The organism is Paenibacillus sp. LRG-1, from assembly GCF_057220305.1.
The window spans coordinates 4,560,314-4,573,892 of the sequence record NZ_CM170126.1 but is presented as its reverse complement, the minus strand read 5'-3'; the positions used below and the strand labels follow the sequence as shown (position 1 = coordinate 4,573,892).

At 48.2% G+C, this 13,579-nt stretch carries 6 protein-coding genes, 11 tRNA genes and 3 rRNA genes; all 20 read left to right on the top strand.

The genetic code is table 11. The features are described from left to right. The first annotated feature begins 31 nt into the window (after window positions 1-31). The 20 genes from ACUUJN_RS20185 to ACUUJN_RS20090 all read left to right on the top strand — a co-directional run bounded on the left by ACUUJN_RS20185 (window position 32) and on the right by ACUUJN_RS20090 (window position 13,379). Window positions 32-1,318, top strand: a complete 1,287-nt coding sequence (locus tag ACUUJN_RS20185) for a homoserine dehydrogenase (protein WP_484668863.1) — start codon at window positions 32-34, stop codon at window positions 1,316-1,318. Window positions 1,319-1,345: 27 nt separating this feature from the next. After that, complete coding sequence (gene thrB / locus ACUUJN_RS20180; protein ID WP_075154646.1) at window positions 1,346-2,314, top strand: homoserine kinase; 969 nt, start codon at window positions 1,346-1,348, stop codon at window positions 2,312-2,314. Next, entirely contained in the window at window positions 2,311-3,210 is a 900-nt protein-coding gene (pheA, locus tag ACUUJN_RS20175) for a prephenate dehydratase (protein WP_075154645.1), read from the top strand. Before thrB ends, pheA begins: the two co-directional genes overlap by 4 nt. Window positions 3,211-3,227: 17 nt before the next feature. Continuing rightward, a complete protein-coding gene (gene ilvE, locus ACUUJN_RS20170) occupies window positions 3,228-4,112 on the top strand; it encodes a branched-chain-amino-acid transaminase (protein WP_069079914.1) in 885 nt (294 codons plus the stop codon). A 159-nt stretch (window positions 4,113-4,271) separates the two neighbouring features. Next, window positions 4,272-5,882: a LysM peptidoglycan-binding domain-containing protein gene (locus ACUUJN_RS20165; protein ID WP_254348610.1), complete on the top strand. Its 1,611-nt coding sequence runs from the start codon at window positions 4,272-4,274 to the stop codon at window positions 5,880-5,882. Between the two features lie 490 nt (window positions 5,883-6,372). Further along, a 16S ribosomal RNA gene (locus ACUUJN_RS20160) occupies window positions 6,373-7,928 on the top strand. 395 nt (window positions 7,929-8,323) lie between these two features. Further along, window positions 8,324-11,249: ribosomal RNA gene (locus ACUUJN_RS20155) — 23S ribosomal RNA — on the top strand. Window positions 11,250-11,400: 151 nt separating this feature from the next. Next, a 5S ribosomal RNA gene (gene rrf, locus ACUUJN_RS20150) occupies window positions 11,401-11,517 on the top strand. Together the 16S, 23S and 5S rRNA genes with 11 tRNA genes alongside form the textbook arrangement of a ribosomal RNA operon. A 19-nt stretch (window positions 11,518-11,536) precedes the next feature. Further along, window positions 11,537-11,612, top strand: a tRNA-Asn gene (locus tag ACUUJN_RS20145). Window positions 11,613-11,615: 3 nt separating this feature from the next. Then, window positions 11,616-11,707: transfer RNA gene (locus tag ACUUJN_RS20140), tRNA-Ser, on the top strand. 17 nt (window positions 11,708-11,724) lie between these two features. Further along, window positions 11,725-11,796, top strand: a tRNA-Glu gene (locus tag ACUUJN_RS20135). Window positions 11,797-11,806: 10 nt separating this feature from the next. Further along, a tRNA-Val gene (locus ACUUJN_RS20130) sits at window positions 11,807-11,882 on the top strand. A 29-nt stretch (window positions 11,883-11,911) separates the two neighbouring features. Further along, window positions 11,912-11,988, top strand: a tRNA-Met gene (locus ACUUJN_RS20125). A gap of 26 nt (window positions 11,989-12,014) precedes the next feature. Beyond that, window positions 12,015-12,091 (top strand) — tRNA-Asp (locus ACUUJN_RS20120). 28 nt (window positions 12,092-12,119) lie between these two features. Continuing rightward, window positions 12,120-12,195, top strand: a tRNA-Lys gene (locus ACUUJN_RS20115). Window positions 12,196-12,230: 35 nt separating this feature from the next. Further along, window positions 12,231-12,305, top strand: a tRNA-Gly gene (locus tag ACUUJN_RS20110). A 5-nt stretch (window positions 12,306-12,310) separates the two neighbouring features. Continuing rightward, window positions 12,311-12,387, top strand: a tRNA-Arg gene (locus ACUUJN_RS20105). 12 nt (window positions 12,388-12,399) lie between these two features. Then, a tRNA-Leu gene (locus ACUUJN_RS20100) sits at window positions 12,400-12,479 on the top strand. Window positions 12,480-12,486: 7 nt separating this feature from the next. Beyond that, window positions 12,487-12,560 (top strand) — tRNA-Pro (locus tag ACUUJN_RS20095). A gap of 114 nt (window positions 12,561-12,674) precedes the next feature. Continuing rightward, the gene (locus tag ACUUJN_RS20090) at window positions 12,675-13,379 is read left to right on the top strand and encodes a BofC C-terminal domain-containing protein (RefSeq protein WP_316244114.1); all 705 of its coding nucleotides are present in this window, start codon (window positions 12,675-12,677) and stop codon (window positions 13,377-13,379) included. The last annotated feature ends 200 nt before the right edge of the window (window positions 13,380-13,579 follow it).

Here is a 13,579-nt window from a genome sequence, read left to right as displayed (position 1 = left end):
CATTAGACATAAGTTCGCGGGAGGGGAATGGATGAAACCGGTCAAAGTAGGATTGTTAGGTTTGGGGACGGTTGGAACGGGAGTCGTTCGAATCGTAGAAGGCAATCAGGAAGACTTGAGCAGACAAGTCGGTTCACCGATCATCATTGAAAAAATAGCTGTAAAAAACATAGAAAAATATCGTTCTATTGAAGTGGAGACAGCCAAGCTTACTGAGGACCCATGGGAAGTTATTCGGGACCCTGAAATTGATGTAATTATTGAAGTCATGGGCGGCGTTGATCAGACGAAGGAGTACATTCTTGAAGCGCTGGAGCGGGGGAAACACATCGTAACAGCAAATAAGGACTTAATGGCTTTGCACGGTTCTGAAGTATTAGCAAAGGCGCAGGAAAAGCAGTGTGATATTTTTTATGAAGCTAGTGTAGCAGGTGGTATCCCGATCATTCGTACATTAATTGAAGGCTTCTCCTCCGATCGCATTACCCGCATTATGGGGATTGTGAACGGTACGACAAACTTTATTTTAACAAAAATGAGTCAGGAAGGGGCCTCGTACGAGGAAGTTCTCAAGGAAGCGCAGGAGCTTGGGTATGCTGAATCGGATCCGACCTCAGACGTGGAAGGACTGGATGCAGCTCGTAAAATGGCAATTCTCGGCACGCTTGGTTTCCGCTCTAATGTAGAGCTCAAGGATGTAAGTGTCAGCGGCATTTCAAAGGTAACCAGTGAAGATATTGCTTTTGCTAAAAAACTAGGATATGAAATGAAATTGCTCGGCATTGCAGAGCGCCAAGGTGATGAATTTACGATTAACGTTCAGCCGACTATGGTACGCAAGCAGCATCCATTGGCTTCGGTGAACGGGGTATTCAACGCAGTGTATGTGCATGGTGAAGCAGTGGGTGAAACCATGTTTTATGGTGCGGGTGCAGGTGAAATGCCGACGGCAACATCGGTTGTAGCCGATTTAGTAGCTGTAGTGAAAAATCTCAAACTTGGTGTCAATGGGCTTAAAGCCATCGTTCCTTACAATCCCAAAAAAATTAGTAACGATGAAGATGTGTATTTCAAAAACTTCGTGCTTCTGCATGTGGATGATAAAGCAGGGGTGTTGGCACGGATTACGCAAGTATTTGCTGAATTTGATGTCAGTCTGGCATCTGTTGTGCAGCAACCGAATGAGATTAACCCCGATGCTGAAATTATTATCGTGACTCATTTAGCCAGTAAAGCGAGTATGAAAAAGGTTTTGGAGCATTTTGAAACTTTGGACGTCATCCGTCGCATCAAGAGCGTATATCGAGTAGAGGGATAGTCAATAAAAGCAGGAGGAATTGTCTGTATGACCGTTTTAAAAACAGCAAGAGTGCGTGTGCCTGCGAGTACGGCCAACTTGGGTCCCGGCTTTGATACATTGGGCATGGCATTGTCCTTATATGCATGGATTGAAATGAAGGAGGCCGAACAGACGGCTTTTCATTTATACGGAAATGAAATGAATGGTGTTCCCCAAGATAAAACTAATCTGATTTTCAAGGTAGCACAAATGGTTTTTCGGGAAGCAGGTGTATCTGTACCTGAGCTCGATATTTCGATGTACTCGGATATTCCACTCACTCGTGGTTTGGGCAGTAGTGCTTCTGCCATTGTGGGCGCCTTGGTCGCTGCCAATACGTTGATTGGCTCACCTCTGCCGGATTCCAAACTGTTCGATATGGCAAGCGCCATTGAAAAACATCCGGATAATGTTGGAGCTTCCCTGTTTGGTGGTATTATTACAGCGATGTGGGATGGCGAGCATGCTAGGCATTTACGACTTGAACCGGATGCTAATTTGGAGGTTATGGTAGTTATTCCAGATTTTCAGCTATCCACGTCGAAAGCCAGAGAGGTTCTACCCGCGCATGTATCATTGAAGGATGCCGTATATAATATAAGTCATGCTTCCATGCTAGTAGCAGCATTGGCGTCGGGAAGAACCGATTTAATTGCCGAAGCGATGCGTGATCAGCTTCATCAGCCTTACCGTGCGGCGCTTGTGCCGGGTATGACAGAGATCCTGCGGGATGCGCACCATTATGGTGCCTTGGGTGTGGCTCTCAGTGGGGCTGGACCGACGCTGCTGGCATTGACGGATCAACGGGTGAATCGGAAAGCGGAGCTGGAGCAGTATTTAACGGATACCATGAACAAAGAGGGGATCACTGCTTCTGTTTTAAAATTGCGCCCTGAGAGTGAAGGAGTTAAAGTATATACAGAAGGGAATACACTCCCTTTTATGGATATGATTAAAGGGGAACTTACGATATGAAACGAATTGCACTTCTTCCTGAGGGGACCGTTTCTCATGAAGCGATTAAGTATTTGTTAGGAGATACGCCCCATGAATTACTGTTTTACAAGCATATTGCGGACGTATTTCAGGCAGTAGACAAGGGACAGGCAGACTATAGTGTAATTCCCATTGAAAATACGATTGATGGCTCTGTAAGTTTGCATATGGATTGGCTTGTACATGAAGTAGACATTCAAATGCAGGCGGAATGGGTATATCCTTCAATTCAAAATCTTATTGGACATCGTAGTGAATTTACGAAGGATTTGGACAAGCTGGATTTGAGCAAAGTGGTCAAAATTATGTCTCATCCTGTAGCGCTTCCCCAGTGTAAAGAATTCATACAGGCTTCCGCTCCTCAGGCCGAGCTGGAGAGTGCAGGAAGTACGGCAGAAGCCGTCGAAATTGTTAAATATAACCCCGGTAAAGGCTGGACCGCTCTCGGAACCAAGCTTGCGGCTGCCAAACACGGATTGGATATTTTGGCCAGCAAAGTAACGGATCACGATAACAACTTTACCCGCTTTGTCTTGATCGGCCATCAACCTATAAGTCTCCCGGGCACGCCTGAAGGTCAACGAACCAGTATTTTGGTCACGCCGCCGCAGGATTTCCCTGGAGCGCTGCATCAGGTTTTATCCGCATTTGCATGGCGCAGGTTAAATCTGTCCCGTATTGAATCGCGTCCGACCAAAAAGCAATTGGGGAATTATTATTTTTACATTGAAGTTTTGGAATCTCTGCATTCCGTTCTGCTTCCGGCAGCCTTTGCAGAGATCGAGGCTTTGGGGTGCCATGTACGCATTCTTGGCTCTTATCCAAGCTACAAGTATGTTGAAGCAGCGATCGAACCTATTTTAAAGGAACATTAATCGGAGGTGTGGTTTTAATGGCAGAACAATGGATCTATCTGGATGGGCAGCATGTGACTAAGGAAAATGCAAAGGTTTCCGTATATGATCATGGATTCTTGTACGGAGACGGTATATTTGAGGGCATTCGTATTTATAACGGGAATATTTTTAAATGTAAGGAGCACTTGGAGCGTCTGTATGATTCTGCGAAATCCATTCAGTTAAACATTCCGTTGTCTCCTGATGAAATGTTGGAAGCAATGGCTGAAACGATTCGTCTTAACGAAATGCGTAACGGATATATCCGTCTGATTGTATCCCGAGGTGCAGGGAATCTAGGTTTAGATCCTCTTCGTTGTGCGAAGGCGAGTGTCATCATTATCGTGGAACAGCTCGCCATTTACCCGGAAGAAGCTTACTTGACTGGCCTGAAGACAATTTCTGTCTCTCAGCGTCGCAACATCCCAGATGCTTTGAATCCGAAGATTAAATCATTGAACTATCTCAACAATATCCTCGTGAAGATCCAGTCTAACTATGCTGGTGTAGGTGAGGCTATTATGCTCAATTCCCAAGGGTATGTGACGGAAGGCTCTGCGGACAACATTTTCATTGTCAAAAACGGAGTGTTATATACACCTCCTTGCTATTTGGGAGCGCTTGAAGGGATTACTCGTAATGCTATTATCGATTTGTGTGCTAAGCTTGGATACCCCCTTAAGGAACAACCTTTTACACTGCATGATGTATATGTTGCGGACGAGGTGTTTTTTACAGGAACTGCAGCAGAAGTTATTGCAGCTTATGAAGTGGATGGTCGTACGATCGGCTCCGGCGTTGCTGGCCCAGTGACTTTGGAGCTTTTGGCTGAGTTCCGGAAGATCGTGGATAAGGATGGCTACAAAGTGTGGCAGGACTAAAATAAAACCGAATCCTTTTAGCTGAATGCTCGTGAGAGTATTCGGTTGAGAGGATTTTTTTGTTTGTATGGGGTCATTCGCCCGGGAGGTGCATAGGATGTAATAACAGAAGCCGGGCGTTTATCCCGCCCGAACGAAAGTCTAGGAGGTTTGTGACCTGTGAAAATACACATCGTCAAAAAAGGTGACACTCTGTACTTGCTGGCACAGAAGTATAATGTGACGCTGGAGAAAGTTATTGCCGCCAATCCCCAATTGGCAGACCCTAATCAGTTGAGCATCGGCGAGAAAATTAAAATTCCAACAGACCCTGTTACGATGGAAACACAGCCGTCAACGGTATATCAACACAAGGTTAAGCAAGGAGATTCATTGTGGAAGTTGTCCAAGGCGTGGAATGTACCGCTTAAGCTAATTATTGATGCCAATTCCCAGCTTAAAAACCCGAACGCACTTCTGGTTGGAGAAACAGTTAATATTCCACACTACAAAGAAGAGGCGTCTGATTTTACTGAGAATAAAAAAAATACCGCAGTCAAAGAAGAGATGACACAGCCTAAACCTGAATCCCCAACCAAGCAAGAACTTACCCAGCCCAAGGCGGAGTTGACGCAGCCTAAGCAGGAGAATATGCCTAGCCCTAAAGAAGAGATGACACAGCCAAAAGAAACAGTGAATCCTCCTAAGCTTCCTGAATTAAAACTGCCTGAAGTTCCTATGGCACCCGTAAATCCTGCTCCACCTCAAATGCAGCCCATAGTTACTCCACCTGCTCCACCTCAAATGCAGCCCATAGTTACCCAACCGATTGCATCTAAGCCACAGCTTCCTACAACTGTTGTGAAGCAACCTGTAGCTGAAAAATTTTGCGGCTGCACAAAATCGGAGCCGATGGTAAATTCCGAGTGGTCGATACAACAGCCGACATTTGATTATAGCCCACAAATAAATGCAATGCCGAACTCGTGGTATCCGGGGATTGGGTCTCCACAAACTTCGGGGAATGCGCCTATAAATACCTCCTTAGCAGAATATGCTTCTCCTACTGTAGTTTCTGATCAGGGCTATCATCATGACTGTGAGCATCCATGGTGCTGGGGGCCTGTGCAGACATCACCCATAAATGCCCATCCAACACCTTATCCTGCCTACTCAGATTGCTGCGCCCCCGGATATTATCCGAGTCATGAGGCGTCTGAAAATGCATCCTACCCTGTCTATCCTCCATTTATCCATCAAGGGCATCCACAGCAGTATCCAGAGAGTACAGTCCAGGGCAGTCAATGGAGCCAGGCATGGGGAGGACCTCAATATGGTTTGCCTACGGGTGGAAACGTGTCCAACTATAGCCAGCTACAAGGACAACAATCTGCGAATTCCCCTTATCATCCGTTTGCGCATGGGAATGCACCTATGTATCCATTAGAGGGATATACAACCCCCTATATGTTTATGCCAGACTGTGGATGCCGGGAAGAGAATGTCCAGTCGGCACCAGCAATTCCAGGAACGCAGGAGATGGGTAACAATCTGACTATTGCATCCCAAAATGAAGTTATTTCTTCTTCTAAACCAAAGGATCGTAGCGTGCGTAAAGGTAAATCAAAAGACGGTTCTGGCAGTACATCCAAAGAAGAGACGTCCAAAGCCAAGGTTTCCAGTAAAAATGCTAGCAATAAGAAGCAAAAATCCCATAATTCAAGTGGAGGAGAACCCCGTTCCTCATCCTATAATGCTCGTTCGCGTAAAAATCCATGGATTAAGGACTGACGTGGCTAAATGTAAAAAGAGAGGGACCTCCTAGTAGTGCCCCGGCTTTATTATTCATTAAGAGAAAGAAATGAATGTTAAAGAGACTGTTATTCTGCTTGTGGGAATAATGGTCTCTTTATTTAAATGCAGTGATTTAAAGATGAAAAAAGAATTCAAAAAAAGGTGTTGCTATTTAGCATATTTATGTGGTATATTCTTATAGCTGTCTTTTACAAGATAGTTAGCAACACAAAAACAAAGCAGAATTGATTAAAAAATTCTCTTGAAAAAAAGTGTTGCAAAGACGTAGAAAACATGATATATTATTTAAGTCGCCGCTGAGATGCGGTGGTGAAACAAAGCGAGACATTATGCAGGTTTGATCTTTGAAAACTGAACAACGAGTGAGTAAAATGATTTTGTTCGCGAAATCAAACAAGAGATATTTTATCTCGTCAGTTTCAAAATGAGCTTATCGCTCTTTCTATAAACCAACTTCGGTTGGTCTTTAATGGAGAGTTTGATCCTGGCTCAGGACGAACGCTGGCGGCGTGCCTAATACATGCAAGTCGAGCGGGGTTATGTAGAAGCTTGCTTCTACATAACCTAGCGGCGGACGGGTGAGTAACACGTAGGCAACCTGCCCACAAGACAGGGATAACTACCGGAAACGGTAGCTAATACCCGATACATCCTTTTCCTGCATGGGAGAAGGAGGAAAGACGGAGCAATCTGTCACTTGTGGATGGGCCTGCGGCGCATTAGCTAGTTGGTGGGGTAAAGGCCTACCAAGGCGACGATGCGTAGCCGACCTGAGAGGGTGATCGGCCACACTGGGACTGAGACACGGCCCAGACTCCTACGGGAGGCAGCAGTAGGGAATCTTCCGCAATGGGCGAAAGCCTGACGGAGCAACGCCGCGTGAGTGATGAAGGTTTTCGGATCGTAAAGCTCTGTTGCCAGGGAAGAACGTCTTGTAGAGTAACTGCTACAAGAGTGACGGTACCTGAGAAGAAAGCCCCGGCTAACTACGTGCCAGCAGCCGCGGTAATACGTAGGGGGCAAGCGTTGTCCGGAATTATTGGGCGTAAAGCGCGCGCAGGCGGCTCTTTAAGTCTGGTGTTTAATCCCGAGGCTCAACTTCGGGTCGCACTGGAAACTGGGGAGCTTGAGTGCAGAAGAGGAGAGTGGAATTCCACGTGTAGCGGTGAAATGCGTAGATATGTGGAGGAACACCAGTGGCGAAGGCGACTCTCTGGGCTGTAACTGACGCTGAGGCGCGAAAGCGTGGGGAGCAAACAGGATTAGATACCCTGGTAGTCCACGCCGTAAACGATGAATGCTAGGTGTTAGGGGTTTCGATACCCTTGGTGCCGAAGTTAACACATTAAGCATTCCGCCTGGGGAGTACGGTCGCAAGACTGAAACTCAAAGGAATTGACGGGGACCCGCACAAGCAGTGGAGTATGTGGTTTAATTCGAAGCAACGCGAAGAACCTTACCAGGTCTTGACATCCCTCTGACCGGTCTAGAGATAGACCTTTCCTTCGGGACAGAGGAGACAGGTGGTGCATGGTTGTCGTCAGCTCGTGTCGTGAGATGTTGGGTTAAGTCCCGCAACGAGCGCAACCCTTATGCTTAGTTGCCAGCAGGTCAAGCTGGGCACTCTAAGCAGACTGCCGGTGACAAACCGGAGGAAGGTGGGGATGACGTCAAATCATCATGCCCCTTATGACCTGGGCTACACACGTACTACAATGGCCGGTACAACGGGAAGCGAAATCGCGAGGTGGAGCCAATCCTAGAAAAGCCGGTCTCAGTTCGGATTGTAGGCTGCAACTCGCCTACATGAAGTCGGAATTGCTAGTAATCGCGGATCAGCATGCCGCGGTGAATACGTTCCCGGGTCTTGTACACACCGCCCGTCACACCACGAGAGTTTACAACACCCGAAGTCGGTGGGGTAACCCGCAAGGGAGCCAGCCGCCGAAGGTGGGGTAGATGATTGGGGTGAAGTCGTAACAAGGTAGCCGTATCGGAAGGTGCGGCTGGATCACCTCCTTTCTATGGAGAATCGTTTCCTGCAATGGAAACATTCAAATCAGCAGGTACATGTACCTGCGACCGGGTATTCAATTTGGTTCATCACGTTCGTGTGAATGAAATGAATATCCTTAACTTACTCACTCGTTGCTCAGTTTTGAGAGCTCAAACTCTCAACATACTGCATGAATATCATCTACTCGTTTGAGTTAGACCGATATTCACACAGGCTACAGTTTCGATGAAACTGTATTGCACCTTGAAAACTGGATACCGAAACGAAATTGCGTTTTAGAATATTCCTTTAAGCTGATCTTGTGTAAACAAGTGAAATAAAGGTAGCTGCCTTGAATTTTATTCACATATTTGTGTTGAACCGAAATTCAAAGCAAATCGTATTTACCATGTAAATACTAGGTTAAGCTACAAAGAGCACACGGAGGATGCCTAGGCGCCAGGAGCCGACGAAGGACGTGGCGAACAACGATAAAGCCTCGGGGAGCTGTAAGCAAGCTTTGATCCGGGGATGTCCGAATGGGGAAACCCGGCTGTCTTCATCGACAGTCACTTTCTGCTGAATACATAGGCAGAATAGAGGCAGACCAGGGGAACTGAAACATCTAAGTACCCTGAGGAAGAGAAAACAATAGTGATTCCGTCAGTAGCGGCGAGCGAACGCGGATTAGCCCAAACCAAGGAGCTTGCTCCTTGGGGTTGTGGGACGTCTCACATGGAGTTACAAAGGAACCGGTTAGATGAAGAGGTCTGGAAAGGCCCGCCAGAGAAGGTAAAAGCCCTGTAGTTCAAAACTTGTTCTCTCCGAGACGGATCCCGAGTAGTGCGGGGCACGTGAAACCCCGTATGAATCCGGCAGGACCATCTGCCAAGGCTAAATACTCCCTGGCGACCGATAGTGAAGCAGTACCGTGAGGGAAAGGTGAAAAGCACCCCGGAAGGGGAGTGAAATAGATCCTGAAACCGTGTGCTTACAAGAAGTCAGAGCCCGATCTATGGGTGATGGCGTGCCTTTTGTAGAATGAACCGGCGAGTTACGTTCCCGTGCAAGGTTAAGGTGAAGAGCTGAAGCCGCAGCGAAAGCGAGTCTGAATAGGGCGACTTGAGTACGTGGACGTAGACCCGAAACCGGGTGATCTACCCCTGTCCAGGGTGAAGGTGCGGTAACACGCACTGGAGGCCCGAACCCACGCATGTTGAAAAATGCGGGGATGAGGTGGGGGTAGCGGAGAAATTCCAATCGAACCCGGAGATAGCTGGTTCTCCCCGAAATAGCTTTAGGGCTAGCCTCGGAAAAAAGAATCGTGGAGGTAGAGCACTGATTGGGTGCGGGGCCCGCAAGGGTTACCAAGCTCAGTCAAACTCCGAATGCCATAGATTTAGTTCCGGGAGTCAGACAGTGAGTGCTAAGATCCATTGTCGAAAGGGAAACAGCCCAGACCATCAGCTAAGGTCCCCAAGTGTGTGTTAAGTGGGAAAGGATGTGGAGTTGCACAGACAACCAGGATGTTGGCTTAGAAGCAGCCACCATTGAAAGAGTGCGTAATAGCTCACTGGTCGAGTGACTCTGCGCCGAAAATGTAACGGGGCTAAACACACCACCGAAGCTATGGCTTGATGCTTGCATCAGGGGTAGGGGAGCGTTGAATGCGGGTTGAAGGTGTACCGTAAGGAGCGCTGGACTGCATTCAAGTGAGAATGCCGGTATGAGTAACGAAAAGATCTGTGAGAATCAGATCCGCCGAAAGCCTAAGGGTTCCTGAGGAAGGTTCGTCCGCTCAGGGTAAGTCGGGACCTAAGGCGAGGCCGATAGGCGTAGTCGAAGGACAACAGGTCGAAATTCCTGTACCACCGTAATCCGTTATGAGCGATGGGGTGACGCAGTAGGGTAGTGACGCGGACTGATGGATGTCCGTCTAAGCAGTGAGGCTGGTGTGTAGGCAAATCCGCACATCGTAAGGCTGGGCTGTGATGGGGAGCGAAAATTGTAGTAGCGAAGGTCATGATCTCAGACTGCCAAGAAAAGCCTCTAGCCAGGAGAAGGTGCCCGTACCGCAAACCGACACAGGTAGGCGAGAAGAGAATTCTAAGGCGCGCGGAAGAACTCTCGTTAAGGAACTCGGCAAAATGACCCCGTAACTTCGGGAGAAGGGGTGCCTCGGTAGGGTGAATAGCCCGAGGGGGCCGCAGTGAAAAGGCCCAAGCGACTGTTTAGCAAAAACACAGGTCTGTGCGAAGCCGCAAGGCGAAGTATACGGGCTGACGCCTGCCCGGTGCTGGAAGGTTAAGGGGAGTGGTAAGCCTTCGGGCGAAGCTATGAACCGAAGCCCCAGTAAACGGCGGCCGTAACTATAACGGTCCTAAGGTAGCGAAATTCCTTGTCAGGTAAATTCTGACCCGCACGAATGGCGTAACGACTTGGGCGCTGTCTCAACGAGAGATCCGGTGAAATTTTAATACCTGTGAAGATGCAGGTTACCCGCGACAAGACGGAAAGACCCCATGGAGCTTTACTGCAGCTTGATATTGAATTTGGGTACGATCTGTACAGGATAGGTGGGAGCCGTTGAATCTTGAGCGCCAGCTTGAGAGGAGGCATCCTTGGGATACCACCCTGATCGTATCTAGGTTCTAACTTGGTACCGTGATCCGGTGCGAGGACAGTGTCAGGTGGGCAGTTTGACTGGGGCGGTCGCCTCCTAAAGAGTAACGGAGGCGCCCCAAGGTTCCCTCAGAATGGTTGGAAATCATTCGAAGAGTGCAAAGGCAGAAGGGAGCTTGACTGCGAGACCTACAAGTCGAGCAGGGACGAAAGTCGGGCTTAGTGATCCGGTGGTACCGCATGGAAGGGCCATCGCTCAACGGATAAAAGCTACCCTGGGGATAACAGGCTTATCTCCCCCAAGAGTCCACATCGACGGGGAGGTTTGGCACCTCGATGTCGGCTCATCGCATCCTGGGGCTGAAGTAGGTCCCAAGGGTTGGGCTGTTCGCCCATTAAAGCGGTACGCGAGCTGGGTTCAGAACGTCGTGAGACAGTTCGGTCCCTATCTGTCGTGGGCGTAGGAAATTTGAGAGGAGCTGTCCTTAGTACGAGAGGACCGGGATGGACGTACCGCTGGTGTACCAGTTGTTCCGCCAGGAGCACCGCTGGGTAGCTATGTACGGAAGGGATAAGCGCTGAAAGCATCTAAGCGTGAAGCCCCCCTCAAGATGAGATTTCCCAATTAGTAAGACCCCTTGAAGACGACGAGGTAGATAGGTTGGGGGTGGAAGTGCAGTAATGCATGGAGCTGACCAATACTAATCGGTCGAGGGCTTATCCTAAGAATAAAACGCAATGAGTTTCGGATCCAGTTTTCAGGGTGTAACCTTGAAGGTATGTACAAGTGACATACGACAAGCGCATGGCTATTCATTCACACGATATGTGATGAAGCGAATAACCGTACGATAGAATTTACGATGTAAATTCATGTTTGGTGGCGATAGCGGAGGGGTTCCACACGTACCCATCCCGAACACGACCGTTAAGCCCTCCAGCGCCGATGGTACTTGGACCGCAGGGTCCTGGGAGAGTAGGACGTCGCCAAGCAGAGCTTTATGATTAATATTCCCTGATAGCTCAGTTGGTAGAGCACTCGACTGTTAATCGAGTTGTCACAGGTTCGAGTCCTGTTCGGGGAGCCATATGGAGAGGTGTCCGAGTTGGCCGAAGGAGCACGATTGGAAATCGTGTAGGCGCCAAAAGCGTCTCGAGGGTTCGAATCCCTCTCTCTCCGCCATAATTATTTTATTGTATGGCCCGTTGGTCAAGGGGTTAAGACACCTCCCTTTCACGGAGGTAACAGGGGTTCGAATCCCCTACGGGTCATAAGTAGTATGGAGGCTTAGCTCAGCTGGGAGAGCATCTGCCTTACAAGCAGAGGGTCGGGGGTTCGAGCCCCTCAGCCTCCACCATTTATTTAAATAGCAGTCCCTAATATTATCGCGGGGTGGAGCAGTTCGGTAGCTCGTCGGGCTCATAACCCGAAGGTCGCAGGTTCAAATCCTGCCCCCGCAACCAATTAACTTTTGAATGTAAACTGCTATGGAACTGTGGTGTAGAGGCCTAACATGCCTGCCTGTCACGCAGGAGATCGCGGGTTCGAATCCCGTCAGTTCCGCCATTTTCACAAAGTTATATTACCCTGTTGGGAGCCATTAGCTCAGTTGGTAGAGCACCTGACTTTTAATCAGGGTGTCGAAGGTTCGAGTCCTTCATGGCTCACCATTCATGAACTTATATGTCATGGATATAATGATATTGCGGACGTGGCTCAGCGGTAGAGCATCGCCTTGCCAAGGCGAGGGTCGCGGGTTCGATTCCCGTCGTCCGCTCCATATTTGCGCCCTTAGCTCAGCTGGATAGAGCGTTTGACTACGAATCAAAAGGCCGGGAGTTCGAATCTCTCAGGGCGCGCCATTAACTTCATAAGCCGGTGTGGCGGAATTGGCAGACGCGCGCGACTCAAAATCGTGAGGGAAACCGTGGAGGTTCGAGTCCTCTCACCGGCATCTATTTCGGGATGTAGCTCAGCTTGGTAGAGCACCTGGTTTGGGACCAGGGGGTCGCATGTTCAAATCGTGTCATCCCGATTCAAAAGGAAAGTCGCTGGAAGCAGCGGCTTTTTTGTTATATTCATATCTTTTTGTATAAATCAGTAATCGTCAGGTCACACTAACACAAAAAGTGGGACGGAAGGGATTACTGTGAAGCGATTAAGTTGGAAAAAACAGATGAAACGGCGCTGGAAACAGTGGAGAAGAACAGTGTGGGCTTGTAGCATTTTTGGTGCGGCTTGTTTGCTGGCAGGGTTGGGTATTCTGTTTTCGAATTATTTGCAGGCTATGTTGTCACAGCCACTCGCTACTACCGTCATGGCTGAGGAGAGCATGGAGGAGGCTTCACATCTGAGCCCAACTGAAGATCACTCCTCACAGATGCAACTACTGCAAAGTATTCGTGCTTCCGGTATAAGCAGGAAGACCCGTCTATTAACCACCTACGTGTGTGGTACGGAAACACTTTCCTTGGGAACACTAAGTTCACAGCAGCTAGAGACCTTACTGAAGCAACATTCCGATTGGAAGGGGCGACTTAATACCAAAGGAGAGGTGTGGCTGGAGCGCAGGGTGGAAGACTTGTCAGAGTCATGCAAAGAGCGTGGATACATGGGTTTGAGCACTGACGGCCAGCTTACATTGTATGAAGGGCTACCTAAAAGAGAAAAAGTTATCCGCACTTTTTTTCAATTGGATGTGGGTTCCATGGAGACGGCCTTGCCAGAAGGGGTGTATAAACAACTTCAGCAGGGGATCCGTGTTCAGGATATAAATGAGTATAACAGTGTAATCTCCACTTTTAGTGACTTTGCCGTGGAGCGAACACAAAGGGTATTAAAGCAACACTATTGATTACAACTACGGAGACGTTAGGCATTGCCCATGAGGTGAGGCTTGAAGCGTCTCTTTTTATGTTTTTACTCACGTTTAAATTTTTTCCTCTATTAGATACAAAGTTTTGTTATAATGAAAAGAACGACACATATGTTCGCTTTATATGGTATTTGGCCATGATTATATTAAGGGTAACGTCTGGCTATTGTTTAGTTACG